This window comes from Seonamhaeicola sp. ABD4_175 (assembly GCF_056160885.1).
Genome location: NZ_JBSWYC010000004.1, coordinates 68,635 through 94,459, shown reverse-complemented (window position 1 = coordinate 94,459; position 25,825 = coordinate 68,635). Strand labels below are relative to the sequence as shown.

Here is a 25,825-nt window from a genome sequence, read left to right as displayed (position 1 = left end):
ATATATGCCAGGATTTGAATTATTTGGAGACCTAGAACGCCAACACCTAAACGATGTTTTAGAAAACGGTGTATTAATGCGCTACGGCTTTGATGCCATGCGTAACGGCCATTACAAAGCCAAAGAATTAGAAAAAAAACTAACCAAAACATTTAAAACCAACCACGTACAATTAGTATCTAGCGGTACAGCAGCCGTAACCGTAGCATTAGCAGCAGCAGGTGTTGGGGCAGGCGATGAGGTTATAATGCCAACCTTTACCTTTGTGGCTAGCTTTGAAGCTATTATGGCATTAGGAGCCATACCCGTTTTAGTTGATGTAGATGATACTTTATGCCTAAACCCCAAAGCAGTACAACAAGCCATAACACCAAAAACAAAAGCCATTATGGTAGTGCAAATGTGTGGCAGTATGGGCAATATGGATGCGCTACAAAACATAGCAAACACACATAATTTATTGTTGGTAGAAGATGCTTGTCAAGCCATTGGTGGTACTTATAACGGTAAACCCTTAGGTAGCATTGGGCATTTAGGTTGCTTTTCATTCGATTTTGTAAAAACCATAACCTGTGGAGAAGGCGGAGCCGTAATAACCAATATTGAACAATATTACTTAAATGCCGATCATTACAGTGATCACGGACATGACCACGTAGGGAATGATCGTGGTGCAGAAACACACCCATTTTTGGGATATAATTTCAGAATTTCAGAGCTACATGCAGCCGTTGGTTTAGCGCAAGTACAACGCTTACCAGAGTTTTTACAAATTCAAAGAAGACATCTAAATATTTTAAAAGAAGCCTTAGCAAATATTAAAGAAGTAACGTTTAGAACCGTACCACAAGGAGGCGAAGAAAGTGGTGCTTTTTTCAATTTCTTTTTACCAGATTTAGAAACCGCCAGAAAAGTAATTGAAGGCTTTAAAAATGGCGGTATCGATGCCTGTTGGAATTATTACGATAATAATTGGCATTACATACGTAAATGGGAGCATTTAAAGCAATTAAAATCATTATATCCCATTTCAAAAGAGGTAAAAGATGGTTTAAAATATTTAGATACCAAAACTTTTGAAATGTCTGATCATTATATTGGTAGAAACATTTCGTGCCTAATAAAACTATCTTGGACAGAAGATGAGGTGAGGGCAAGAGGCCAAAAAATGGCTGAGATTATTAAAACAGTTTTGTGAAAATATAATGTATACACATAAAAAAAGGAGCTTTTAAGCTCCTTTTTTTATTAATAATTTATGTAATCTACAATTTCTAAACCATAACCAATTAAACCAACACGTTTGGTTTGTTGGCTATTAGATATTAGTTTTAGTTTATGTATGTTTAAATCGTGTAAAATTTGGGCGCCAATACCAAAATCACGGTTATCCATATTTATTCTTGGTGCTTTAGTAACATTTTGTTGGCTTTGGTTAGCTTTTAAAAACGCAAGACGTTTTAAAATGTTCATAGATTGCGCCTCTTGGTTTATAAATATAACAGCACCTTTGCCTTCCTTTTCAACCGCTTTAAACATATCATCTAATTGCTTATCTGCGTTATTAGTAAGTGTGCCTAAAATATCGTTGTTTATTAAGGTTGAGTTAATTCTAGTAGCAACAGGTTCATTAGCTTTCCAAGTGCCTTTAGTTAAAGCAATATGTACTTGGTTGTTGGTGGTTTGTTTGTAAGCTCTAATTCTATAACTACCAAAACGTGTTTCAATTTGAAAATCTTCTTTTTTATCAATTAAAGAATCGTGTTGCATGCGGTAAGCAACCAAATCTTCAATAGAAACAATTTTTAAATCGAATTTTTTAGCTACTTCAATAAGCTGTGGCAAACGGGCCATGGTGCCATCTTCATTCATAATTTCAACAATAACACCAGCTGGTTTTAAACCCGCTAATCTTGCAAAATCTATGGCAGCTTCTGTATGTCCTGTTCTTCGTAAAACGCCACCTTCTTTAGCCACTAAAGGAAAAATATGTCCTGGGCGTGCTAACTCAAAAGGTTTTGTATTTGGGTCTGTTAAAGCCTGTATGGTTTTAGCTCTATCACTAGCCGAAATACCAGTGGTTACACCACCACCACGTAAATCTACAGATACGGTAAAGGCCGTTTCCATAGGGTCGGTATTATTTCTAACCATCATATTTAATTCAAGCTCTTTGCAACGGTTTTCGGTTAAAGGTGTACAAATTAAACCTCTACCGTGTGTTGCCATAAAGTTTATCATTTGTGGTGTAACTTTATCGGCAGCCGCTAAAAAATCGCCTTCATTTTCTCTGTTTTCATCATCAACAACAATAATAACTTTGCCATTTCTAATGTCTTCAATGGCTTCGTGTATTGTGTTAAGCTTAAATTGCTTTTGGTTGTGTGTCATAGTATCTGCTATCATTTAGCAAAGATATTGCTTATTTTAAAGATTCTAAACAATAAATTCTTAAGTCTTCTTTAATTTTTACATTTAAAAAAAGATAGGTAACCATGTATAAAGGAAAGCCAAGTATTAAAAGAATTGCATTTGGCATTTTTTTAGGCTTATTTACATATTTGTAAAACTGTTTTAAGTTTACTAGTGATTTTATATAATAAACTGCATATAATACAAAAGAAACAATACTTAATTGTATGGATGCCGATGCCAAATGAGGTAGTTTATTGTTTTTAAATACAAAGTGTAATATTAAAAGTGCAGCGCCAATACCAAAAAGCCATATGGCAAATTTTGCATGAACTTTGTAGTTGTTTGAAGTAGTTTCAGCTTTTGAATATTGGGTGTTTAAGTGAACTTTTTCAGTAAGTGTATTGTTATCAACGTCTCTACTTTTTAATAATTTTATAGCTTCAAAACGCACATGTTCATCATGACCAAGTGCTTCAAAATTATTTATTATGTTGTAGAGCTCATCATTGGTTAATGGGTTTAAAAACTTATAATCAACACTTTCTTTTTCTTTTATTTTGAAAATTTTACGTAGTGGCTCGCTAATACTACCAAATTCAAATAAGTTTCTATCGGCAGTGGCGCGTCTTGTTAAAAACACACTTAAAGGAAGCATTACTAGCGTTGAAAACCAACTTGCCAAAACAGGGTTAAAACCGCCTTTTTTAGCACTATTTGTTGCAAAAATTCCTATAAAATGATAGGTTAAAAACAATAAAATAGCAATAACCATAGGTAAACCAATACCGCCTTTTCTTATTAAAGCACCTAGCGGTGCACCCACAAAAAATAGAATAATACACGCAAAACCTAGGGCAAATTTTTCATGTAATGAAATGTAGTGCCTGTTTAACCACTCGTTAGATTTTTTTTGTGTTGTTTTTTTAGACGCCAAAATTTGTTTAGCACTAACAATTGCTCTGTTAGCAGCATCAACAAGTTCTATTTTTTTACGTGTATTAAAAAGCTCTAAAATATCACCAGAGAAAACAGAATCTTTTTCAGTAGTTGTAATGGTTTCAGCTTTTTCTTTATCTTTTTTTACTCTAACAGGTCTGCTTACCGATGAGCGCTGCATAAGTGTTTTTGATAGGGCTAAAACATCGTCATCTTTTCGTTTTTCTAAAGAATCAATGGCTTTGTTAAGTCCTCTAACAGTTAGCATACTATATTTATCTGTTTGACTTTCTTCGTCTAAATCAACATCATTTAAGTTAGATAAATCTATATTTATAATATACTTTTCAAAAGTACTTTTAGCGAAGGGTTTTTTTGCTCGGTCTTCGGGTTTTGACGGATTTATATCTGTATAATAATTTCCGTTATAAAGTATAAGTTTTAAAACGTTTGATTCTTCAGAACTTGCTAATTCACCAGTTTCAGATTTTATTGTTGTGGCATTTTTTCGCCCATCGTTTCCTTTTATGTGAATAATAACATCTTCTAAATATTGCCCTCTATCGCCACTTTTATTTTCAACTTTAATGTTGTAATTCATTATTTCATTAAACTGTCCTTCAGCAATTACCATAGCTGGTTTTAGTTTGGCAATGTTTCGTCTTAGGTTATAAGATTTTAATTCTGCCCATGGAATAACGTTATTTGAAAAGAAAAATGTTGTGGTTGCTAATATTACAATAAAAATACTTAAACCAGACATGGCACGCTGTAATGAAATGCCTGTAGATTTCATTGCGGCAAACTCATAATTTTCGGCAAAGTTACCAAATACCATTATTGATGATAACAAAATAGTAAGCGGTAATACCAACGGTATTAGTTTTGGCATGAAGTAAATTAGAAACTTGCCAACTATAATGAGGTCTAAATCTTTACCAGATAACTCTCTAATATACAGCCAAATAGTTTGTAAAATAAATATCAGCATGAGTATTAAAAACACGCTGATAAAAGTTTTAAGGTACGATGTTAGTATGTAACGGTCTAGTATTTTCAAGGTAAAACCTAATCTAGTTTATTGATGTAATAATCTTGATATTTATTGGCATCAAAGGTAAATAAGGTTTTTGATATAGGCTCATTTGTTTTAAAAGAAATTACAGTTAAAGTGGTTTTTGCACCATTTTTTCCTGTTTGAATTAGGTTGTAAATGTGTTTTGTTTGCGCATCTACGCCTAATAATATGCTTTTAAGTTCTGAGTTTGAATCTATTGGAGTAAGTTTTACGTACTGAATTTTTCGGCCTTTTATATTTTGCTGAATATCTAATTTGTAGGTGTAACCATCTTCATAAAATGAAAGCATTTTACTTGGTGTAATGGCATCTTCCTCGTCTTCGCCACCAGTTGAAATGGTAACTTCTTCATCTTCTGGACTAATAGAGTATAGTTTTGAACCATCAAACAAACGGGTAATTCCAAGAATATTCAATTTATATTTTTCGCCTTGTAAAACTACATCGCCGCGTGTTTCTTGTTTAATATTTTCTGAAATATTTTCAAGCGTGTATTTAAAAGCAATGGAAATATTATCATAGCTTTTTACTTTTTTTGATACGTCGTCTAACAAGGCTTTACCTTTGTTTTGTGAAAAAACGTTTACTGATATTAGTAACACTAAACAAGTGGCTATAAGTTTCATTTTTGTATGTATAAAATTCATTGTTTTTAATGTTTTTTTACTGGATTTCGTTTTCAAGATGCTGATCTAGTGCTATTAAATCTGGTATTAACACCTGTCTAGCTTTACTGCCTTCAAAGGGGCCAACAATACCAGCAGCTTCAAGTTGATCAATTATTCTACCTGCTCTGTTATATCCTAATTTTAATTTTCGTTGTAATAAAGAGGCAGAACCTTGTTGTGCTGTTACAATAACAATGGCGGCATCTTTAAATAATTTATCTCTGTCTGCAATATCTATATCAATACTTGTGCCACTTTCTTCTCCAACGTACTCAGGCAGTAAATAAGCATCTGGATACGCTTTTTGGGCACCAATATAATCGGTTATTTTTTCAACTTCGGGCGTATCAACAAAGGCACATTGTATACGTATCATATCATTACCTTGTGTGTATAGCATATCACCTCTACCAATTAATTGGTCGGCACCAGCACCATCTAAAATGGTACGCGAATCTATTTTTGATGTTACCCTAAAAGCAATTCTAGCTGGGAAATTGGCTTTAATAATACCTGTAATTACGTTTACTGATGGGCGTTGCGTGGCAATAATTAAATGAATACCAATGGCACGAGCCAATTGTGCTAAACGTGCAATAGGCGTTTCAACTTCTTTTCCGGCAGTCATAATTAAATCTGCAAACTCATCAACAACTAAAACAATGTATGGTAAAAATTGGTGTCCATCATTTGGGTTTAGTTTGCGGTCTTTAAACTTACGGTTGTATTCGGCAATGTTACGGCACATGGCATTTTTTAACAACTCATAACGGTTGTCCATTTCAATACAAAGCGAGTTTAAAGTGTTTATAACTTTTGTGTTATCTGTAATAATAGCATCTTCGCTATCGGGTAATTTTGCTAAATAATGACGTTCAATTTTATTAAATAGGGTTAGTTCTACTTTTTTAGGGTCTACTAACACAAATTTTACTTCGGCCGGATGTTTTTTGTAAAGTAATGAGGTTAAAACAGCATTTAAACCAACCGATTTACCTTGGCCCGTAGCACCAGCCATAAGCATGTGTGGCATTTTAGCCAAATCTACCACAAAGGTTTCATTACTAATGGTTTTTCCTAGTGCTATAGGCAATTGCATTTCTGAACTTTGAAACTTTTTTGATGCAATTACTGAGCGCATTGAAACAATGGTTGAATTTTTATTTGGCACTTCAATACCAATAGTACCTTTTCCAGGAATTGGTGCAATAATACGAATACCTAAAGCAGATAATGACAGTGCAATATCGTCTTCAAGATTTTTAATTTTTGAAATACGAATACCTGCCTCTGGTACAATTTCATATAGTGTAACTGTTGGCCCAATGGTAGCTTTTATACTTGCAATACCAATTTTATAATTGTTTAGGGTTTCAACAATTTTATTTTTGTTTTCTTCTAATTCTTCTTGATTTATGGTAATGCCTTCAGTATCATATTTTTTAAGAAGATCTAAATGCGGAAACTGATATTTGCTTAGCTCTAAAGTAGGATCAAATTCACCAAAATCTTCCACCAGTTTGTTTGATAAATTATCAGTTTCCGATTGTTCTTCGGCAATATCTTCAACTTTAATTTCTAAGTTGTTGGCTTCTTCTTCAACATCTTCGGCAACTGTTGGTGTAACTTCAACTTTAACAGTTGGTTCTTTAATAACAGGTGTTTCAATGGTTTCTTCTTTTTTATCATCTAAAGAAATCTCAAAAGCAGATTTTATAGCTTCGGCTTCTTCTGATAAATTGTTGTCAACAGCAATTATAACATCTTCTTTTGTTTTTGATAATTCATCGGTTACTTCTTTTTTAGCCAATTTGAAGGCGCTAACTATACTTTCAAAAGTTACCTTAAACCTAATAGCTAAATATGTAATTAAGCCAAATAGCAATAGGAGCGATGTGCCTATTTTACCAATGTAGTCTTGCAGAAAGCTATTAATTTCAAAGCCAATAGCGCCACCAAGCATATCATTTTTATGTGCAAAAAAACCAAAAAATATAGCAACCCAAATGGCTATTAAAACACCCCAAAACCAATGTTTTCTTAAGCGTGTTTTTGGTAAATTCATTAACACATAAACACCCGATAAAAAGAAAAGGCCTGCAAATATAAATGCCGAAACACCAAAACCGTTATGTATAAAAAAATGACTTAACCATGCGCCAGTTTTACTTAACCAATTTTGCGCTTTTACATCTCTTGATGTAAAATTGGTAAGTGTACTTTGGTCTTCAATACCTGTAAAAAAGTATGATACAAAAGCAACACATAAAACAATACCAAGTATTACCAAAAAACTACCAAATATTAGTTTTTGTTGGTTTGATAATTTGAAACTTGGCGCTTTAAGTTTTTTTTTAGTTGATGTTTTTTTGGTATTGGTTTTTTTCTTAGCCATTAACGGTTAACGTGTGAAAATGTTTGCATCGAAATTAATACGATGCAACAAAAATACAAATTACTAACATTAACGAAACTTTATTTTAAAAAATTGCACAACCTCAATTAAAGCAATGCCTTTTGCCTATAAAATTTTAGGAAGATAGATAATGCCACCTATAATGGTTGCAAAAAAAGCGGCAATAAAAACAGCACCAGCAGCAATATCTTTAATAATACCAATTTTTTGGTGGTGTTCTGGGTGAATAAAATCTGCAACAGCTTCTATGGCAGTGTTAACACCTTCAATAGCCATAACTAAGGCAATGGCAAAACACTGTAACGCCCATTCTGTTGTAGAAATATTAAAAAAGAATCCTGCTATGGTTACCAATATAGTAATGCAAACTTGTATTTTAATACTAGCTTCGGTTTTAATAAGGTATATTGCACCTTTAAAAGCATAACCAACACTTTTTAAGCGGTTTACCAAGAAGGATTCTTTTTTTTGCATGTTATGTTTTAGTATAAAACTTCTAAAGCAGCTTTGTAGTTAGGTTCATCAACGGTTTCGGCTACTTGTTCGGTATATAAAACTTCGCCATTTTCGTTAATGACTACAACGCTTCTAGATAGTAAACCTTCAAGCGGTCCATCAACAAAATTTACGCCATAATTTTTACCAAAATCGCCGGTTTTAAAATCTGATAAATTAACCACATTCTTTAAACCTTCGGCACCACAAAAACGGTCTTGTGCAAAAGGTAAATCGCGCGATATACAAAGTACTTTCGTATTTTCAAGTTCGCTAGCTTCTGTGTTAAATTGCCTAACAGATTGGGCACATGTACCGGTATCAACACTTGGGAAAATATTTAATACTATTCTGCTGCCAGAAAAATCGTTTAAACTTTTTGAAGATAAATCGGTTGCTGTTAATGTGAAATCAGGTGCTTTTTCACCAACTTTTGGTAAACTACCCGATGTGTTTATAGGGTTTCCTTTTAATGTTACTGTTGCCATAATGTTTATTTAATTTTTTATAAAAGTAAGGATTATAAATATGTTCATTGCTAAAATAGTGTTAACGGATGTTAAAATTGAATTTTTAAAAAACCGGTGGTTTTAAAATTTCGTTAGTAGAGTAAATCATAAAAAATAAAAAACATGAAACGATTTAATTTAATTACCAAAACAGTAATGTTAGCCTTAGTTTTAATCACTTCTACTGCCATGGCGCAAACTAGTATGAAATCTGAAAAAACTAAAATGGTTGGAGGTGCCGCCATGTATCCAACAAAAAATATTATTGAAAATGCTGTAAACTCAAAAGATCATACAACTTTAGTAGCTGCCGTAAAAGCTGCTGAATTGGTTGAAGTTTTACAAGGCGATGGCCCTTTTACGGTGTTTGCACCCACAAACAAAGCGTTTAGTAAATTACCAGCAGGTACTGTAGATAATTTATTAAAACCAGAGAACAAAAAAATGCTTCAAACCGTACTTACATATCATGTTGTTGCTGGTAAATGGAATGCCAATGATGTTATGAAACTTATTAAAGATAATAATGGAAAAGCCAAAGTTAAAACTGTTAGTGGCGGTACTATTACTTTATGGTTAAAAGGTAAAAGTGTTTATGTTAATGATGAAAATGGAAATTCGGCTAAAGTAACAATTGCAGATGTTAATCAATCTAACGGCGTTATTCATGTAATTGATACGGTTTTACTACCAAAATCTTAATAAGCATTACCTAATACATTTTTTTGAGTTAGTTTATAAAAGCGCCTTTTGGCGCTTTTATAGTTTTTAATTATAGATTTTGTTTAAGTTATAATTAATTCTTATGTGATTATAATTTTTTGGAATTAGCTACATCAGTTTGAGTTGTTTTTATAATATAAATTTAACTTTTATAAATCATGATGGTTTATTAAAAATCAGTATTTTTTAGTAATCATTTCAAAATTAAATAAATAAGCATATGGAAAACTCAACAAGCAAATCATCAGGTAAGTGCCCTTTTATGCACGGATCAAATACTGCCGCAGAAAAGTCTGTTACAGAATGGTGGCCAAAATCTCTAAATTTAGATATTTTACATCAGCATGATACAAAAACCAATCCGTTAGGTGAAAATTTTAGTTATAAAGACGAGTTAAAAACTTTAGATGTAGAAGCATTAAAAGCAGATTTACGTGAATTATTAACAACTAGCCAAAGTTGGTGGCCAGGAGATTGGGGATCATATTTAGGTATGATGGCACGTGTGGCATGGCATGCAGCAGGTACATACAGACTTGCTGATGGTAGAGGAGGCGCCGGCACAGGAAATCAACGTTTCGCACCACTAAATTCATGGCCAGATAATGCCAATACAGATAAGGGAAGACGCTTACTTTGGCCTATTAAAAAGAAATATGGCAACAAAATTTCATGGGCAGATTTAATTATTCTTGCTGGTACTTTAGCGTATGAAATTGCTGGTTTAAAAACCTTTGGTTTTGCTTTTGGTAGAGAAGATATTTGGCACCCAGAAAAAGATGTGTATTGGGGCGCAGAAAAAGAGTGGCTTGCCTCAAGTAATAACAGATATGATGATGTTGAAACTCCTGAAACGCTTGAAAACCCTTTAGCAGCAGTGCAAATGGGATTAATTTATGTAAACCCAGAAGGTGTAAACGGTAAACCAAATCCTTTAAAAACTGCAGCAATGGTTAGAGAAACTTTTAAACGAATGGCTATGGATGATGAAGAAACCGCTGCGTTAACTGCAGGTGGGCACACCATTGGAAAAAGCCATGGTAATGGAAATCCAGATGATTTAACAGCGGCACCTGAAGGCGCAGATATTGAGTTTCAAGGCTTAGGTTGGATGAATACAAAATCTAGAGGTGTTGGTAGAAATGTTTTAGCGGGCGGACCCGAGGGCGCGTGGACTACAAACCCAACAAAATGGGATGGTGGCTATTTTGAAATGTTATTAGACTATGATTGGGAGTTAACCAAAAGTCCTGCAGGTGCTTTACAATATAAACCTGTAAATATAAAAGACGAACACAAACCTGTTGATGTTGAAGATGATTCTATTTTAACCATGCCCATGATGACCGATGCTGATATGGCAATGAAGGAAGATCCTATTTACAGAGAGTACATGGAAAAGTTTAGAGTAGATCACGACTACTTTTCTGATACTTTTGCACGTGCTTGGTTTAAACTAACACATAGAGATATGGGGCCAAAAGAACGTTATTTTGGGCCCGATGTACCTACCGAAGATTTAATTTGGCAAGATCCAGTACCAAAAGGAAATACTAATTATGATGTTGAAGCTGTAAAAACCAAAATAGCAGCAACTAATTTAACTATAGGCGAACTTGTTTCTACAGCTTGGGATAGTGCTAGAACGTTTCGTGGTTCAGATTATAGAGGTGGCGCTAATGGTGCGCGTATACGTTTAAAACCGCAAATAAACTGGCAAGGTAATGAGCCCGAAAAACTTCAAAAAGTATTACATATTTTGCAGCCTATTGCTTCAGAATTTAATATAAGTGTTGCCGATACTATTGTTTTAGCAGGTAATGTTGGTATTGAAAAGGCTATAAAAAATGCCGGATTACAGGTAGATGTTCCGTTTGAAAAGGGTAGAGGTGATGCTACTGCAGATATGACAGACGCTGAATCTTTTGAACCTTTAGAGCCGGTTGCCGATGGTTTTAGGAACTGGTTGAAAAAAGAGTATGTTGTAACTCCTGAAGAAATGCTTTTAGATAGAGCTCAATTAATGGGATTAACAGCTGCAGAAATGACCGTTATTTTAGGAGGTATGCGTGTTTTAGGTACTAACTATGATGGTACAAAGCATGGTGTTTTTACTGAAAATGAAGGCGCATTAACAAACGATTTTTTTGTACATTTAACTGATATGAATTACCAATGGAAACCAGCTACCAATGGTATATTTAATATTGTTGAGCGTAGCACGGGTAATACTAAATTTACAGCAACACGTGTAGATTTAATTTTTGGTTCTAATTCAATTTTACGTAGTTATGCCGAAGTATATGCACAAGATGATAATAAAGAAAAATTTGTAAAAGATTTTGTGGCCGCTTGGGTAAAAGTTATGAATGCAGATAGATTTGACATTTTATAAAATCAAATTTTAAACATGTAAAAAAAAAGGAGTGGATTTTAAATCCACTCCTTTTTTAATTATTAACTAAATAGCTTATAAATACAGCAATAAATATTAATGTTACTATAGTACTAAAAAGCCAAAGCCATTCAAATTTTTTAGTTTTGTAAAGTTGTACTGTAGACATTGTACATGCTATTAAAGCAAGCAGGCCAGCAATTAAGAATACAGCTAAAACTAAGTTGAATAGGTAATCAAACTTTGAACTCCAAAAAAAATAGCTTAGTTTAATATATATCATTAAACTACCAGTAAAAGTTAATAGCAGTGAAACTATTAAAAGCTTTTTAACACTCATATTTTAGTTAATGAATCTATTTTAAACGTTGGCTAAGGTTATAAAAATAAGAAACCACTTTGCATACACAAAGTGGTTTTAAAATTTTTCTTTTTCTAATAGTATTTATTTGTCAATAGAACCTAAAACACGTTGCATAAAATTATTTAGTGCTTCTTTTTTAGGTGTACCATCTTTAATCATTTTATTAACTTCAACTGCGCCGTACATGTTAGAGATTAGCTCACCTATAACATCTAATTCTTCATCTTTTAATGATGGTACTTCGGTTAAAGCTTCTAATGTTTCAATTGTTTCATGAACAAAATCTTCGTCGTTTTCTTCAATAAACTGTGTTAAATGTTTAATTACTGGTAACTTCATAAATAAATTGTTATTTGTCATTTCCGCGAAAGCGAAAACTATTTTGTGTGTTTCTGTGTTTAAAAACTAAATTACTTCGTTAACAAGTTCTTTTAAAACATCAAACTTATTAGTTTGTACTTGATTTTGTTTACTTCCGTTTTTAAAAGTGGCAAAGGTTGGTAAATTATCAACAGTTGCTAATTTTCTAGATTCTGGAAATTTTTCAGCATCAACAATTACAAATGAAACGTTTTCATTTTCTGAAGCTAATTTTTTAAATTTTGGCTTCATAATGCGGCAATTACCACACCAAGTGGCAGAGTATTGCACAATTACAGTATCGTTTTCTGAAACAATACTTGCTAAATTATCTTGTTCTAATTCTTTTACCATAGCAATATTTTTTTAAATCAAGGCAGAAAATGTTTCTACCTTGATTGTTGTTATTTTTTAGTGACTAGCTAAGTATGATGCAACACCATCTCTGTTGGCATTCATGGCATCTTTACCTTCTTCCCAGTTTGCTGGACAAACTTCACCTTTTTCTTGTACGTGTGTTAAGGCATCAACTAATCTAATGTACTCACCAACGTTTCTACCTAAAGGCATATTGTTTATGCTTTCGTGTTGTACGGTACCTTCTTCATCAATAATATATGTAGCTCTATAAGTTACGTTATCACCTTCAACTTGTACAGTACCAGTTTCTTCGTCGTATTTTTCATTAGTAATATCTAAAATACCTAAAATGCTAGAAAGGTTTCTGTTACTATCCGCAAGAATTGGATAAGTAACGCCCTCAATACCACCGTTATCTTTAGCAGTGTTTAACCATGCAAAGTGTACTTCTGGCGTGTCACAAGAGGCACCAATTATAATAGTGTTTCTTTTTTCAAATTCTGGTAATGCCGCTTGAAAAGCATGTAACTCTGTAGGGCAAACAAAAGTAAAATCTTTTGGATACCAAAAAAGCACAACTTTCTTTTTGTTGTTTACAGCTTCTTCTAATACGTTAAGTTTAAAAGTATCGCCCATTTCGTTCATGGCGTCTACGTTTAAATCAGGGAATTTTTTACCTACTAATGACATGTTTTTATATTTAAATAGTTATTAAATTTTTACACTACAAATATAAAATACAGTTAAGAATTCATTTAAAATTAAAATTTTAATTTCTTATTTGTTAATAGATATTAATTATAGTTTGTTTTTTTATCTATAATTTATTTTTATTTTGAAGTGAGTTGTTTTATTTTAATTTATTGAATAAAAACTCTTTGATATTGAATATAGTACCAAAAATAACTTTGTAAATTTTTAAAGACCAAGCAACTTTAGGAATGTGTTTTTTTGCAACATCATAATTTTTATTCAAAAAAGTATTCCAGTTATATTTATTTACATGGTCTACAGCAAAAGTAAGATTGAAATTATGAATATAAGTTGTATGCCACCAACCTGAGGGAATAAAAATAGTTTCGCCTGGTTTGAGAGTAACTTTTACAGATTTAGCATTTTTAAATTCAGGATATTTTTCATAATCAGGGTTTATAATATTTACAGGGCTTTTATTGGGAGCATCTTTATCTGGATATAAATATTTGGTTTGACTTGGAGGATACAAGATAAAGTCTTTTTCTCCTATAACTTGGGTAAGTTGTGTATGAACCCAATTATAATCAATATGTAAATAAGGAAATGAGCAGCCATATCCGCCAAAGAAAAATTCAATTTGATTATTTCTACTAGCTATAATATTTGGCAGTAGTTTACTGAATATACGATTAGATTTTCCGTAGAGAATTTTTGGAATTAAATCAAGATATTCAGGAAAATGCTTTGGTATATCATAAATATTTGGATAAGGAGCTTTATTTGTTGGTGTTGAATTTTGACAAAGTTCAATTATTTCTGATAAAGAATGTTTGGTACCGTTTACAACTTTTGTAACATGATTATAGTTTTTTTTAAAGTATTCAGGTGTACATTTTTCTGAAAAAACCCATTTGGCTTTATCACATATAACAACAGGAATTGATTTTTTTACAAATTTGTTGTAGAACTCTTTCTCTGATATACCAGAGCATCGTTCTATTTTATTAATCTTATAAGCATCCATAAATTTGTTAATAGCATTGATAACAAATATTGTTCAGTTAAAATTTTAAATGAAATAAAAAAGATGTACAACAAAATTATCGGTTAAGATAATAAGATTAATTACATGTTTTCTTTTGAAGTGAGTTGTTTTATTTTAATTCTGAAGGCCGCAAAAAGTAAAGTCATAAACGGGCTTAACCAATTAAAAATAGCAAAAAACACATAATCTACTACCGGTACACCTAAAACACCCGAATGATAAGCACCACATGTATTCCAAGGAATTAGTACCGATGTAACTGTGCCTGAATCTTCTAATGTTCTACTTAAATTTTCTGGAGCTAAACCTTTATCTTCATATGCTTTTTTAAACATTTTACCCGGTACTACTAATGCTAAATATTGATCGGAAGCTGTGAAATTTAAAGCTAAACAACTAGCCACGGTGCTAGCAAATAACCCAAAAACAGATGAAGCAAAACTTAATAACGCTTCGCTTATTCTAGATAAAGCACCAATAGCATCCATAACACCACCAAAAACCATGGCACAAATAATTAACCAAATGGTACCAAGCATACCGTTCATGCCTCCAGATGAAAATAAATCATTCAATTCAGCACTTGAAGTTTCAACAGCCGCATCAACAGTAATGGCGTTCATTACACCTTTATAAGCCGATGTAAAGGTTAAACTATCAGCTTGTGCAACTGCCATAACAATGTTTGGTTGAGCAATAATAGCAGTAATACCACCCAAAAGTGTTCCTACCAAAAGCGCTACCAGGGGTGGTGTTTTTTTTATAATCATTCCAATTACAATAACAGGCACAATAAATAACCAAGGCGAAATATTAAAAGCATTATCAATGGCTATTAATTTATCTGAAATGTCAGGTGTGCCAGTAGTATCAATACTTAACCCAATAATAATAAATATTACTAGGGTTATAACAATGGTTGGTATAGTAGTTAAGGCCATGTATTTTATATGAGAAAATAATTCGCCTCCAGCCATAGCAGGTGCTAAGTTTGTAGTATCACTTAATGGCGACATTTTATCACCAAAATAAGCACCAGAAAGCACAGCACCAGCGGTCATGCCCAAAGAAATGCCTAATGTTTCACCAATACCAATTAAAGCAATACCAACTGTGGCCGATGTTGTCCAGCTACTACCTGTTGCTACGGATATAATGGCACAAATAACCACACAAGCAGCCAAAAATATTGTTGGATTTAATATTTGTAAGCCATAATAAATCATAGAAGGAATAATACCACTAATAAGCCATGTGCCGGCTAAAGAACCAACCATTAAAAGTATTAATATAGCACCCGATGTAGATTTCAAATTTTCGGCAATTTCATCAAGCATTTGTTGGTATGAAACCTTATTAAAAAAGCCAACTATAGCTGCTACTGCAGCCCCTAATAGTAAAATAAATTGGTTACTACCACTTAAAGCATTATCACCATAAACAAAAAAAACATTGAAAAACAGCATAATAACCAAAGCAAAAACAGGAATTAAAGCTTCCCATATGCTTAATTGTTTGTTAGTTATAATGTTTTCATCTTGTGGTTCTCTTGGTTTAATGTTTTGACTTTCCATAAATAATTTCTATATTTAGCGTGAAAGTAACAATTTCTTTTTAATTGTTGCTTTTGAAGTATAATTGCTAATTTAATTTCTTTTAAAAGAAAACTCTCAAATACTCTCAAAAATGGTTCTTTTAATAATTTCAATTACTGCCTTAGTTTTATTAGGCTTTTTCTTTTACATTGATAGTTATACATCACATATTGAAGATGATAACGATTTTGAAATTTCTCCAGATTATATACCAGAACATAAAAAAAGAACACCATTTAGGTAAAGTTATATATACCATTTTATTAATGAAGTATGTGACTTTTAGATATTTACGTGTCTAATAAGTATAACTTAAACCCTCAGGTATTATGACTTTTTTTGTTTTAACCATGGTATTAATAGTATTGGTATGTTTATTATTTTCTTTTGATAAGACTTTTATGTTGATACAGAAAAGAAAAAAAAGCAATTATAACATACCTGACGATATAAATGATGAAAATTAATTAGCATTGTATTATACTAATAATAATTGGCTGTAGCTTATAGCTTCAACCAATTATAAAAAGTGTTTATTATAGAACATTTAGAGATTCCATACAATGTTTCATCATACTATAAGTTCTATCAATATCTGCATCTAAACCAATTGAAAAGCGTATTAAACCATCGGTTAAGCCCATTTTAATTTGCTCTTTTTCAGGTATTTCAGATGATGTTGAAGTTCCAGGAGCACTAAACAACGTTTTATAAAAACCTAAACTTACAGCTAAATAGCCAAGGTTTTTTTGTTGCATCATCTCCATAAGCTCATTTGCTTTTTCTAAAGAGCCAACATCAATAGTTAACATGCCACCAAAACCATATTCTTCGTTCATTTGAGATTTAAATAAGTTGTGTGATGGATGTGATTTTAAACCAGGATACACCGTTTTAAGGCCATCTGCTTCAAACTTTTCAGCTAAAAATAAGGCGTTTTTACTGTGTTGTTGCATTCTAATGTGTAAAGTTCTAAGGTTTTTAAGTACAGAGGCGGCTCTTAAACTATCCATAGTGCTACCCAATAGCATTGATGCACCGTTGTTTACGTTTCTTAAGTCATTAATAAAATCTTGAGTGCCACAAATTACACCACCAACGGTATCACTAGCACCATTAATAAATTTTGTTAAACTATGTATTACTACATCAGCGCCCAGTTTTATTGGCGAAATTGATAGCGGAGAAAAAGTATTGTCTACTACCAGTTTTATACTATGTTTTTTAGCAATGGTGGCTAAAGCTTTTAAATTGGCAATTTCTAAAAGCGGGTTACTAACCGATTCGCAAAAAATAACTTTAGTGTTTTTAGTTATAGCAGCTTCAACCGTTTCAGGTTTTGTTATATCAACAAAACTTGTTGAAATATTAAATTTAGGGGTGAAGTTTTTAAGAAACGCATACGTGCCACCATAAATAGTTCTACTAGAAATTATATGGTCTCCAGCGTTGCAAAGCTGTAATAGTGTTGCTGTAATGGCACCCATACCAGACGCTGCAACATTGGCAGTTTCAGTACCTTCCATAGCGGCTAAAGCTTCGCCTAAATATAAGTTTGAAGGTGATGAATGTCTGGAATATAAGTAGCAGCCGTCTGCGTTTCCTTCAAAAGTATCAAACATTGTTTTTGCTGAAAGGAACGTATAGGTTGATGAATCTGAAATTGAAGGATTAACGCCTCCAAACTCACCAAAATATTGTAAATCTTGTATTTGATTTGCTGGTTTAAAGCTCATTTTGTATGTGTTTTATTTTTAGTAAAAGTCATAATTTTAAGTTGTTTTATCAATAGTGTATGTTACAAGATGAAAATAAATCTTATAATTTGTATTTATTGCGAATAATTTTCTTTATAATATTGAAGTGTAACTTTAAACCGAAAAATTTTCAATCATGGTGTTTGATTCAATTGATAAAAAACTTTTAGAGCTTTTACAAACCGATAGTAAGCAAACTAATAAAGAACTTTCTAACAAACTGAATTTATCTGTTACAGCAGTTTATGAGCGTATTAAAAAGCTGGAAAGAAGCGGATTTATAAAAAGCTACGTAGCAATACTAAATAAAGAAAAAGTAGCTAAAAATTTTAGTGTGTATTGTCACGTAAAATTGGTGCAACACACACAAGAGTATGTGGTGAGTTTTGAAAAAGAAGTAAACCAACTAAACGAAGTTTTAGAGTGTTACCATTTAAGTGGCGATTATGATTATTTACTTAAAGTTTTAGTAACTGATATGGCCGCTTTTAGAGAATTTATGGTAAAAAAACTAACTACAATTAGGCATATTGGTAGTACACGTAGTATGTTTGTAATAAATGAAGTAAAACATACCACAGCTATTAATTTTGAAAATGAAGAGTAGCATTTATAAGTATATTGAGTTTTTTATAATTTTTATAGTAATACCGGTAAGTTTTACATGCAATTATTTGCCAATAATTAAACTTAGTATTGGTGTTTTAGGCTTTGCTTATGTAATTTTTGTGTTAATAAAAATTGAAGGATTAAAATTTAAAATAGCACAAAATTTAAATTGGAAACGCTTTAGTAAACAAACGCTTACAAAGTTTTTAATTATAGCAACAGTAACTACTTTATTTGTATGGGTTACTAATAAGAATGCGTTGTTTTACGTAATACTTAATAAACCTCAATTATATGTGTTTATTTTGTTTGTTTACACATTTTTATCGGTTTATCCGCAAGAGTTAATTTATCGTACATTTTTTTTCAGTCGTTATAAAAGTTTAGTAAAAAATGCTCAATTATTTTTATTATTAAATGCCTTGGTTTTTGCTTTAGCGCATTTACTTTTTAAAAATACATTGGTGCTTATTTTAACTTTTTTGGGCGGTTTATTGTTTGCATACACCTATAAAAAAACAAACTCAATACTATTAGTATCAATAGAGCATGCGTTATATGGTTGTTGGTTATTTACAGTTGGCATGGGTAGTATGTTAGGTTTTCCAACGTAATTAATTATTCTAAAATTTTTAATTATTTCAATATTTAAAAAAATTAGTACTTTTAGCATTTCCGCTATTAACTTAAACAAATGTAATTTATGAAAAATTTTAAAGTCCTTCTTTTGGGGTTAGTTACAGGTGCTTTGCTAACGTACTTTTTTTGCCCAAGACATTCAAAAAGCATGGAAAATTTGCATGTAAGTAAAAAAGTTCCAAAAGATACAATAACCTTTGCTCAAGGTATTAAGCTATTTAAAAATTGGCAAAAAAATAATCCAACAGAAATTGATTCTTTTATAGAAGTTGAAGGCCCTAGAAAAATAACAACTAATGTTGGTTGGTCTTTAGATGTTGTAAAAGAATATTTAGCTTATGCTGAAGCCAAATCTGATTCACTAGGATATAAAATGACGGGTATTACCGTATTTATGGGTAATTATGGAAATAACTCAAAATCTAAAAAGAAAAACCGAAACACACTTTTTATAGTACCTACAGGTTTTAAAAACACCTCTAAAGCAGGTGTATTAAATTTTAATATTCAAAACGATAATAAAATACCGGCGCCACCATTAAACGCAGGTACTGGAGGAACTGATGGTTTACCTTGATTTTATTGTTAAAACCATTTTTATAAATGAAGAACACAAATTATTCAACTAAACCGTTGTAATGGAAGATTTTTTTTTAAAAAATTATCTTTTATTAACCCATTCAGTTGAAATAATAGCAGCTTCTGTAAGTTTATTGCTTTTAAAAAAATATAAATTTACAGAGGCTAAATTTTTTAGTTATTTTTTAGTTTGTGTGGTGTTGTTTGATTTTTTAGGAGGTTATACATGGTACATTAGAGGCAATAAGTTTTTAAGTTTTTTAAAAGGAACAATTATTGAAAAAAACTATTGGTGGACTACCACATACTGGAGTGTAGGAGCCATTTTGTTTTTTGGGTTTTATTACCATAAAGTTTTAAGTAATAGAAAATTTAAAAAAATAATAAAGATAGCTTCAATTACTTTTTTAGGTTTTTCAATATTGTATATAGCCTGTAATTTTCAAGATTTTTTCAATAAATTTTTTCCTATAATTAGTGTTTCAGGAGCCATAATTATTTTTATGTGCTCAGTATTTTATTTCTTAGAAATTTTACTAAGCGATAAAATATTATACTTTTATAAAGATTTGAATTTTTATATAAGTGCTACAATTTTTATTTGGTGGCTAATTATCACGCCCATAGTTTTTTATGATATATATACAACGTATGAAATAGATGTTTTTAGCGATGTAAAATATAGAAAATTAAGGTATTTAATTTATTTATTTGCTAACATCTTTATGTACTCAACCTTCACCTTTGCCTTAATTTTTTGTAAACCCGAAAATAAAACGCAACCAGTTTAATTATTACTTTTTACCGTTCAAAATAAAACATATCTTTTTTTATGCTTCAAATAAAACCAATAACTAGTACAGCTTCAGAACGGTATTTATTAATTTATATGATAGCTGTTTTGGTAATTATAACCGCTCTAGTTATTGTGTTTTTTGTGGTGTTTTTAAAACGTAAAAACAAGTTGCTTTTAGAAAAAATAGCTCAAGAGCAAGCCTTTGAAAAAGAAATTTCTTTAGCTCAAACCGAAACTCAAGAGCAAACACTTAAAAATATTGGATGGGAATTGCATGATAATGTGGGGCAATTACTATCATTTGCAAGTATGCAATTAAGCATTTTAAAAATGCAAGCAAGCGAAGATTTAAAAAGTAAATTTAAAGACACCAGTGATGCCTTAAGTCAAAGCTTGCAAGAGGTAAGGCAATTATCACGAACATTAAATAACGAAGTTGTTTTAAATATAGGTTTTGAAAAATCTATTGAAAATGAATTAAAACGTTTAAAAAAAATGAAGTTTTCTAAAGCAGAATTAGTTGTTTTAGGAGATATAAAGCCGTTTGAAAACAGGCAACATGAAATTATTTTGTTCAGAATAATTCAAGAATTCTTATCAAATTCAGTAAAATATTCTGAAGCACAAAACCTTAGTGTTACATTAAACTACAACAATGAAAACCTTGCTATTACTGCAAAAGATGATGGTATAGGTTTTAATGTAAGCACAGTACAAAAAGGCGCTGGGTTATTAAATATGCAAAGCAGAGCCAAATTAGTAAACGCTCAATTAAACTTACAATCTGCAGTAGGTAATGGTGTTACGCTTAGCATAAATTATCCTTTTGTTTAATAGTTTTTTTAAGGTTGAAATTTTATGAGCATTTAAAAATTAACCAAACCATTTAAACATTGTTTTTAAAAGCTTAAATTTTTTAGTTGTATATGGTGCGTATCGCACAGGCGGATCTATCCAATTACCACGTTTTACAATAGCTTTTTTATGTGTAAACGTATCAAAACCATACTTGCCATGATAAGCACCAATACCACTATGGCCAACACCGCCAAAGGGTAATTTATGGTTGGCTAAATGAATAAGTAAATCGTTAACTACACCGCCACCAAAAGCAAACTTTTTAATACTATTTTCTACAAATTTTTTGTTGTTTGAAAAAATATAAAAGGCTAGTGGTTTTTCATAATGCCAAATAATGTTTTCAATATCAGCTTCTGTTTCATAAGTTAAAATAGGAAGTATTGGACCAAAAATTTCGTCTTTCATTAAAGGTGAGTTAACATCATCAATAGCTACTAAAGTAGGGGAGACATAGCATTTATTAATAGCAATATTTCCGCCATAAATTATGTTTGCGCCATTAAGCATGTTTGATAACCGTTTGGTGTTTTTTTCATTAATTATTCTTGGGAAATCTTCTGAAAACTCTACATTTTCGGCATAAGCATTTTTAATTTCGTTTATTAAATCTTTTACAAAATCATTTTTAATAGTTTTATGTACAATGGCATAATCTGCAGCTACACATGTTTGCCCACCATTTAAAAATTTACCCCAAACAATGCGTTTGGCAGCCAATTTTAAATTAACGGTCTCATCAACAATACAGGGTGATTTGCCACCTAATTCTAAAGTAACAGGCGTTAAATGTTTAGCCGCTGCTTTGGCTACAATTTTGCCAACAGGCACGCTGCCGGTAAAAAAAATATAATCCCATCTTTGGGCAAGTAATTCAGTAGAAGTATCAACGCCGCCTTGTACCGTTTTAACAACAGTTTCAGGAAAAACTTTTGCTATAATTTTTTCAATTAAGTTTGAAGTGTTTTCAGTAAGTTCACTGGGTTTTAAAACAACGGTATTTCCAGCAGCAATGGCCATTATTAGTGGCTCTAAGGCTAGTAAAAAAGGGTAGTTCCAGGGGCCAATTACAAGTACAGTTCCGTAAGGTTCATTGTAAATATAATCTTTTGAAGGAAACATGAGTATTGAAGCCTTAACCCGTTGTGGTTTAGCCCATTTTTTTAAGTTTTTTATGCTTAGGTTTAGTGCCGAAATTACCAAACCAAACTCACTTAAAAAGCTTTCAAATTTTGGTTTTTTAAAGTCTTTATTCAGTGCAGTATAAATGTTTTGCTCATTAGCAATTATTTCAGCTTTTAAAACTTTTAATAATTGTAGCCTATAAGCAAGATTTTTAGTTTGTTGTGTTTTAAAAAATGCTTTTTGCGCACTGATTATTTCTGGAATGTTCATTAAAACTTTTTCTTTAAATATAAGAAATTAGTTAGAACAAGCAGCCCAAATAGCGTCATTAGGTAAAGGAGCTGTTACTTTTATATTTTCTTTTGAAACAGGATGTTCAAACTGAATTTGTTTGGCATGTAGGTGTATGCTGGCATCTTTATTACTGCGTTGTGCACCGTATTTTAAATCGCCTTTTATAATGCAGCCAATATTTGAAAGCTGACATCTAATTTGATGATGCCTTCCTGTTTCTAAATTAACCTCAAGTAAGCAATAATTATCTAGTTTTTTTAATAATTTATAATGAAGAATGGCTTTTTTACTATCTTTTATTTCACTGTTGTGGGCGTAAGATTTATTGTTTTTTGGGTTCTTTTTTAGCCAGTTAATAAGTGTGCCTTTAGGTTTTGAAGGTTCATTATTAACCACAGCCCAATACGTTTTATCTATATCTTTTGAAATAAAAAGTTTATTTAACCGCGTTAAAGCTTTACTTGTTTTAGCAAAAATTACAATACCAGTAGTTGGCCTATCTAAACGATGTACAGTGCCTAAAAATACATTACCAGGTTTGTTGTATTTATCTTTAATATAGCTTTTAACAACATCACTTAAAGGTGTATTGCCAGTTTTATCACCTTGTACAATATCACCAGCACGTTTATTTACAATAATAATGTGGTTGTCTTCGTAAATAATTTGAAGATTGCCTTTATTTGATAAAACTTTATTAGACACTAATTACACATATTATTACAAATTATAAACAAGAACCAAACAATTAATAGTTTTAGTATTGTTCCTCTTCGTTAGGAAAATCAACACTTTTAACATCGGCTACATATTGTTTCATAGCGTTTGTCATGTCTTCATATAAGTTTAAATACCTGCGTAAAAAACGCGGATTAAACTCGTGTGTCATGCCAAGCATATCATGTAAAACAAGTACTTGTCCATCAACATGTGGTCCAGCACCAATACCAATAATGGGAATGCTTACACTTTCGGCTACTTTTTTAGCAAGCGAAGCAGGTATTTTTTCTAAAACAATAGCAAAACAGCCAATACGTTCAAGCATTTTGGCGTCTTCAATAAGTCTTTCTGCTTCTTCTTCTTCTTTGGCTCTAACAGTGTAAGTGCCAAATTTATAAATAGATTGTGGTGTTAAACCAAGATGGCCCATAACAGGAATACCAGCGTGCAGAATACGTTTAATAGATTCTTTTACTTCTTTACCGCCTTCAAGTTTTACAGAATGCGCACCACTTTCTTTCATAATTCTAATGGCAGAACGCAAGGCTTCTTTGGGGTCACTTTGGTAACTTCCAAATGGTAGATCTACTACTACTAAAGCTCTGTCAATAGCTCTAATTACTGATGATGCATGATAAATCATTTGGTCTAAAGTAATTGGTAGTGTAGTTTCATGGCCTGCCATAACATTACTAGCAGAATCACCAACTAAAATAACATCTACACCTGCGCCATCAACAATTTTTGCCATTGTATAATCATAAGCTGTTAGCATTGATATTTTTTCGTTGGTTCGTTTCATATCAACCAATGATTTTACGGTAACGCGCTTATATTCTTTTTTTGCAGTAGACATTTGTTTTAGTTTAGTAATTAATTTGGTTGTAAATGTAATAAATTTAACTGTAAAGCCTTTAAATTATAATATGTTTAGGTGTTTAGCAATCGCTTAAATGTACACCTATAGCTAAACCACCTTCACTGGTTTCTTTGTATTTGGTATTCATATCTTTAGCAGTTTCCCACATGGTAGAAACCACTTTATCTAAAGGTACTTTTGCATTTTCTGGGTTGGTGTCAAGCGCTAATTCTGCCGCATTTATAGCTTTAATGGCACCCATGGCATTGCGTTCAATACAAGGTATTTGTACGAGGCCTCCAATAGGGTCGCAGGTTAAGCCTAAATGGTGTTCCATAGCAATTTCGGCAGCAATTAAAACTTGTTCTGGTGTACCGCCTAAAAGTTCGCAAAGCGCACCTGCGGCCATGGCAGATGATACACCAATTTCTGCTTGACAGCCACCCATTGCGGCACTAATAGTAGCACCTTTTTTAAAAATACTGCCAATTTCGCCAGCAACAAGTAGAAATTTTTTAATGTCTTCAAAATTTCCATCGTGATTTTCAATAACTAAATAGTACATCAAAACTGCAGGAATAACGCCAGCACTACCATTTGTGGGAGCAGTAACTACACGCCCAAGTGAGGCATTAACTTCGTTAACAGCCAAGGCAAAACAGCTTACCCATTTTATTATCTGGCGGAATTTAACCTCGGTATCTCTAATGCTATAAATCCATTCCGTAGCATTAGTATATGGTTTGTTGCCAATTAGTTTATAGTGCATGTCATAGGCTCTTCGTTTTACATTTAAACCTCCAGGTAATATGCCTTCGGTGTGGCAGCCGGTATACATGCTATCTAACATAACATTCCAAATACGTTTTAATTGGTAGTTAATTTCAGTATCGGTTCTAATTGATTTTTCGTTTTCTAAAACAACTTGAGAAACAGACATATTTAATGCCTTGCAAAACGCTAACAGCTCAGTACCTTTTTCAACTGGGTAGGGGAATGTACACTTTATTTCAAAATTCTTTTTGGCGTTTTTTCGTTTCTTTTTTACTACAAAACCGCCACCAATAGAGTAGTATTTTTTTGTGAATTTTCTTCCATTAATTTGGGCTGTAAAACTCATGCCATTTGCATGAAAAGGCAGAAATTCTTTATTAAAAATAATATCGGTTTCTGGGTTAAAAGCTATTGGTTTTTCAGCTGCAAACAATATTGTTTTGTTTGTATTAATAGCATTTATAATTGTTTTAATTTTTGTGGTGTTTATGGTTTCAGGGTTTTCGCCACTAAGTCCAAGCATAACAGCAAAATCTGTGGCATGCCCTTTTCCAGTTAAAGATAGCGAGCCGTATAAATTAACCGTAATTTTTTCAACTAAATGAAACTTATTGGTATCTTTTAATTTATTTATCCAGCGTTCGGCAGCACGCCAAGGCCCTAAAGTATGTGAGCTTGAGGGGCCAACGCCAATTTTTAACATATCAAAAACAGAGATACATTCCATATTCACGAAAACGTTATAGTTTGGGCAAATATA

At 32.0% G+C, this 25,825-nt stretch carries 25 protein-coding genes; 9 read left to right on the top strand and 16 right to left on the bottom strand.

Annotated elements, in window-relative coordinates; translation table 11 throughout:
- Window positions 1-4 precede the first annotated feature (4 nt).
- On the top strand, window positions 5-1,198 hold the full coding sequence (locus ACXAG4_RS13065) for a DegT/DnrJ/EryC1/StrS family aminotransferase (protein WP_475296527.1): 1,194 nt from the start codon (window positions 5-7) through the stop codon (window positions 1,196-1,198).
- Window positions 1,199-1,248: 50 nt separating this feature from the next.
- On the opposite strand, the gene ribB is transcribed toward ACXAG4_RS13065, so the two are convergent.
- From ribB to tpx, 6 genes are all read right to left on the bottom strand, one after another.
- Complete coding sequence (ribB, locus tag ACXAG4_RS13060) at window positions 1,249-2,406, bottom strand: 3,4-dihydroxy-2-butanone-4-phosphate synthase (protein WP_475296526.1); 1,158 nt, start codon at window positions 2,404-2,406, stop codon at window positions 1,249-1,251.
- 16 nt (window positions 2,407-2,422) lie between these two features.
- Window positions 2,423-4,411, bottom strand: a complete 1,989-nt coding sequence (locus ACXAG4_RS13055) for an LptF/LptG family permease (protein WP_475296525.1) — start codon at window positions 4,409-4,411, stop codon at window positions 2,423-2,425.
- An 8-nt stretch (window positions 4,412-4,419) separates the two neighbouring features.
- Window positions 4,420-5,055, bottom strand: coding sequence for an outer membrane lipoprotein periplasmic chaperone LolA1 (lolA1, locus tag ACXAG4_RS13050; protein WP_475296861.1), 636 nt, complete (start codon window positions 5,053-5,055; stop codon window positions 4,420-4,422).
- Window positions 5,056-5,092: 37 nt separating this feature from the next.
- Window positions 5,093-7,492: a DNA translocase FtsK gene (locus ACXAG4_RS13045; RefSeq protein ID WP_475296524.1), complete on the bottom strand. Its 2,400-nt coding sequence runs from the start codon at window positions 7,490-7,492 to the stop codon at window positions 5,093-5,095.
- Between the two features lie 126 nt (window positions 7,493-7,618).
- Window positions 7,619-7,987: a diacylglycerol kinase gene (locus ACXAG4_RS13040; protein ID WP_475296523.1), complete on the bottom strand. Its 369-nt coding sequence runs from the start codon at window positions 7,985-7,987 to the stop codon at window positions 7,619-7,621.
- Window positions 7,988-7,995: 8 nt separating this feature from the next.
- On the bottom strand, window positions 7,996-8,496 hold the full coding sequence (tpx, locus tag ACXAG4_RS13035) for a thiol peroxidase (protein WP_475296522.1): 501 nt from the start codon (window positions 8,494-8,496) through the stop codon (window positions 7,996-7,998).
- Window positions 8,497-8,673: 177 nt separating this feature from the next.
- On the opposite strand from tpx, the gene ACXAG4_RS13030 reads away from it, so the two are divergent.
- The gene (locus ACXAG4_RS13030) at window positions 8,674-9,219 is read left to right on the top strand and encodes a fasciclin domain-containing protein (protein ID WP_475296860.1); all 546 of its coding nucleotides are present in this window, start codon (window positions 8,674-8,676) and stop codon (window positions 9,217-9,219) included.
- Window positions 9,220-9,460: 241 nt separating this feature from the next.
- The gene (katG, locus tag ACXAG4_RS13025) at window positions 9,461-11,635 is read left to right on the top strand and encodes a catalase/peroxidase HPI (RefSeq protein WP_475296521.1); all 2,175 of its coding nucleotides are present in this window, start codon (window positions 9,461-9,463) and stop codon (window positions 11,633-11,635) included.
- A 445-nt stretch (window positions 11,636-12,080) separates the two neighbouring features.
- Here katG and ACXAG4_RS13020 read toward each other — a convergent pair whose 3' ends face one another.
- From ACXAG4_RS13020 to nhaC, 5 genes are all read right to left on the bottom strand, one after another.
- On the bottom strand, window positions 12,081-12,338 hold the full coding sequence (locus ACXAG4_RS13020) for a DUF6952 family protein (protein ID WP_475296520.1): 258 nt from the start codon (window positions 12,336-12,338) through the stop codon (window positions 12,081-12,083).
- Between the two features lie 66 nt (window positions 12,339-12,404).
- A complete protein-coding gene (locus ACXAG4_RS13015) occupies window positions 12,405-12,713 on the bottom strand; it encodes a thioredoxin family protein (RefSeq protein ID WP_475296519.1) in 309 nt (102 codons plus the stop codon).
- A 57-nt stretch (window positions 12,714-12,770) separates the two neighbouring features.
- Entirely contained in the window at window positions 12,771-13,409 is a 639-nt protein-coding gene (locus ACXAG4_RS13010) for a peroxiredoxin (protein ID WP_475296518.1), read from the bottom strand.
- A gap of 160 nt (window positions 13,410-13,569) precedes the next feature.
- Complete coding sequence (locus tag ACXAG4_RS13005; RefSeq protein ID WP_475296517.1) at window positions 13,570-14,439, bottom strand: cupin-like domain-containing protein; 870 nt, start codon at window positions 14,437-14,439, stop codon at window positions 13,570-13,572.
- 101 nt (window positions 14,440-14,540) lie between these two features.
- The gene (nhaC, locus tag ACXAG4_RS13000) at window positions 14,541-16,034 is read right to left on the bottom strand and encodes a Na+/H+ antiporter NhaC (protein WP_475296516.1); all 1,494 of its coding nucleotides are present in this window, start codon (window positions 16,032-16,034) and stop codon (window positions 14,541-14,543) included.
- A 112-nt stretch (window positions 16,035-16,146) separates the two neighbouring features.
- On the opposite strand from nhaC, the gene ACXAG4_RS12995 reads away from it, so the two are divergent.
- Window positions 16,147-16,299 carry a hypothetical protein gene (locus tag ACXAG4_RS12995; RefSeq protein WP_475296515.1) on the top strand — a complete coding sequence of 51 codons (153 nt, stop codon included), beginning with the start codon at window positions 16,147-16,149 and terminating at the stop codon, window positions 16,297-16,299.
- Between the two features lie 292 nt (window positions 16,300-16,591).
- Here ACXAG4_RS12995 and ACXAG4_RS12990 read toward each other — a convergent pair whose 3' ends face one another.
- Window positions 16,592-17,791 carry an aminotransferase class I/II-fold pyridoxal phosphate-dependent enzyme gene (locus ACXAG4_RS12990; protein WP_475296514.1) on the bottom strand — a complete coding sequence of 400 codons (1,200 nt, stop codon included), beginning with the start codon at window positions 17,789-17,791 and terminating at the stop codon, window positions 16,592-16,594.
- A 157-nt stretch (window positions 17,792-17,948) separates the two neighbouring features.
- Here ACXAG4_RS12990 and ACXAG4_RS12985 point away from each other — a divergent pair, with 157 nt between their 5' ends.
- The 5 genes from ACXAG4_RS12985 (at window position 17,949) to ACXAG4_RS12965 (ending at window position 21,269) form a co-directional block, all read left to right on the top strand.
- Complete coding sequence (locus tag ACXAG4_RS12985) at window positions 17,949-18,419, top strand: Lrp/AsnC family transcriptional regulator (protein ID WP_475296513.1); 471 nt, start codon at window positions 17,949-17,951, stop codon at window positions 18,417-18,419.
- Entirely contained in the window at window positions 18,409-19,035 is a 627-nt protein-coding gene (locus ACXAG4_RS12980) for a CPBP family intramembrane glutamic endopeptidase (RefSeq protein ID WP_475296512.1), read from the top strand. The genes ACXAG4_RS12985 and ACXAG4_RS12980 overlap by 11 nt, the downstream gene beginning before the upstream one ends.
- A gap of 89 nt (window positions 19,036-19,124) precedes the next feature.
- The gene (locus ACXAG4_RS12975) at window positions 19,125-19,637 is read left to right on the top strand and encodes a hypothetical protein (RefSeq protein ID WP_475296511.1); all 513 of its coding nucleotides are present in this window, start codon (window positions 19,125-19,127) and stop codon (window positions 19,635-19,637) included.
- 61 nt (window positions 19,638-19,698) lie between these two features.
- Window positions 19,699-20,430 (top strand): hypothetical protein, encoded by a 732-nt coding sequence (locus ACXAG4_RS12970; protein ID WP_475296510.1) that lies wholly within the window; start codon window positions 19,699-19,701, stop codon window positions 20,428-20,430.
- 41 nt (window positions 20,431-20,471) lie between these two features.
- Complete coding sequence (locus ACXAG4_RS12965) at window positions 20,472-21,269, top strand: sensor histidine kinase (RefSeq protein WP_475296509.1); 798 nt, start codon at window positions 20,472-20,474, stop codon at window positions 21,267-21,269.
- Window positions 21,270-21,308: 39 nt separating this feature from the next.
- Here the strand turns inward: ACXAG4_RS12965 and ACXAG4_RS12960 are convergent, their stop codons facing one another.
- The 4 genes from ACXAG4_RS12960 to ACXAG4_RS12945 form a co-directional block, all read right to left on the bottom strand.
- The gene (locus tag ACXAG4_RS12960) at window positions 21,309-22,688 is read right to left on the bottom strand and encodes an aldehyde dehydrogenase (protein ID WP_475296508.1); all 1,380 of its coding nucleotides are present in this window, start codon (window positions 22,686-22,688) and stop codon (window positions 21,309-21,311) included.
- Between the two features lie 27 nt (window positions 22,689-22,715).
- The gene (locus tag ACXAG4_RS12955) at window positions 22,716-23,417 is read right to left on the bottom strand and encodes an RluA family pseudouridine synthase (RefSeq protein WP_475296507.1); all 702 of its coding nucleotides are present in this window, start codon (window positions 23,415-23,417) and stop codon (window positions 22,716-22,718) included.
- A 52-nt stretch (window positions 23,418-23,469) separates the two neighbouring features.
- Window positions 23,470-24,288: a 3-methyl-2-oxobutanoate hydroxymethyltransferase gene (gene panB / locus ACXAG4_RS12950; RefSeq protein WP_475296506.1), complete on the bottom strand. Its 819-nt coding sequence runs from the start codon at window positions 24,286-24,288 to the stop codon at window positions 23,470-23,472.
- Window positions 24,289-24,370: 82 nt separating this feature from the next.
- Window positions 24,371-25,792 carry an L-serine ammonia-lyase gene (locus ACXAG4_RS12945; RefSeq protein WP_475296505.1) on the bottom strand — a complete coding sequence of 474 codons (1,422 nt, stop codon included), beginning with the start codon at window positions 25,790-25,792 and terminating at the stop codon, window positions 24,371-24,373.
- Window positions 25,793-25,825: the final 33 nt, after the last annotated feature.

Bases quoted from the DNA above. Each gene is read 5' to 3' on its own strand.
- ACXAG4_RS12945 (WP_475296505.1), bottom strand. From the start codon at position 25,792: ATGGAATGTATCTCTGTTTTTGATATGTTAAAAATTGGCGTTGGCCCC.
- katG (WP_475296521.1), top strand. From the start codon at position 9,461: ATGGAAAACTCAACAAGCAAATCATCAGGTAAGTGCCCTTTTATGCAC.
- ACXAG4_RS13015 (WP_475296519.1), bottom strand. From the start codon at position 12,713: ATGGTAAAAGAATTAGAACAAGATAATTTAGCAAGTATTGTTTCAGAA.
- ACXAG4_RS12995 (WP_475296515.1), top strand. From the start codon at position 16,147: ATGGTTCTTTTAATAATTTCAATTACTGCCTTAGTTTTATTAGGCTTT.
- ACXAG4_RS12965 (WP_475296509.1), top strand. From the start codon at position 20,472: ATGCTTCAAATAAAACCAATAACTAGTACAGCTTCAGAACGGTATTTA.
- ACXAG4_RS13020 (WP_475296520.1), bottom strand. From the start codon at position 12,338: ATGAAGTTACCAGTAATTAAACATTTAACACAGTTTATTGAAGAAAAC.
- ACXAG4_RS12975 (WP_475296511.1), top strand. From the start codon at position 19,125: ATGAAAAATTTTAAAGTCCTTCTTTTGGGGTTAGTTACAGGTGCTTTG.
- ACXAG4_RS12960 (WP_475296508.1), bottom strand. From the start codon at position 22,688: ATGAACATTCCAGAAATAATCAGTGCGCAAAAAGCATTTTTTAAAACA.
- nhaC (WP_475296516.1), bottom strand. From the start codon at position 16,034: ATGGAAAGTCAAAACATTAAACCAAGAGAACCACAAGATGAAAACATT.
- ACXAG4_RS12985 (WP_475296513.1), top strand. From the start codon at position 17,949: ATGGTGTTTGATTCAATTGATAAAAAACTTTTAGAGCTTTTACAAACC.
- lolA1 (WP_475296861.1), bottom strand. From the start codon at position 5,055: ATGAAACTTATAGCCACTTGTTTAGTGTTACTAATATCAGTAAACGTT.
- ACXAG4_RS13030 (WP_475296860.1), top strand. From the start codon at position 8,674: ATGTTAGCCTTAGTTTTAATCACTTCTACTGCCATGGCGCAAACTAGT.
- ACXAG4_RS12990 (WP_475296514.1), bottom strand. From the start codon at position 17,791: ATGAGCTTTAAACCAGCAAATCAAATACAAGATTTACAATATTTTGGT.
- ACXAG4_RS12970 (WP_475296510.1), top strand. From the start codon at position 19,699: ATGGAAGATTTTTTTTTAAAAAATTATCTTTTATTAACCCATTCAGTT.
- ACXAG4_RS13045 (WP_475296524.1), bottom strand. From the start codon at position 7,492: ATGGCTAAGAAAAAAACCAATACCAAAAAAACATCAACTAAAAAAAAA.
- ACXAG4_RS13040 (WP_475296523.1), bottom strand. From the start codon at position 7,987: ATGCAAAAAAAAGAATCCTTCTTGGTAAACCGCTTAAAAAGTGTTGGT.
- ACXAG4_RS13010 (WP_475296518.1), bottom strand. From the start codon at position 13,409: ATGTCATTAGTAGGTAAAAAATTCCCTGATTTAAACGTAGACGCCATG.
- ribB (WP_475296526.1), bottom strand. From the start codon at position 2,406: ATGATAGCAGATACTATGACACACAACCAAAAGCAATTTAAGCTTAAC.
- ACXAG4_RS13065 (WP_475296527.1), top strand. From the start codon at position 5: ATGCCAGGATTTGAATTATTTGGAGACCTAGAACGCCAACACCTAAAC.
- panB (WP_475296506.1), bottom strand. From the start codon at position 24,288: ATGTCTACTGCAAAAAAAGAATATAAGCGCGTTACCGTAAAATCATTG.
- ACXAG4_RS13005 (WP_475296517.1), bottom strand. From the start codon at position 14,439: ATGGATGCTTATAAGATTAATAAAATAGAACGATGCTCTGGTATATCA.
- ACXAG4_RS12980 (WP_475296512.1), top strand. From the start codon at position 18,409: ATGAAGAGTAGCATTTATAAGTATATTGAGTTTTTTATAATTTTTATA.
- tpx (WP_475296522.1), bottom strand. From the start codon at position 8,496: ATGGCAACAGTAACATTAAAAGGAAACCCTATAAACACATCGGGTAGT.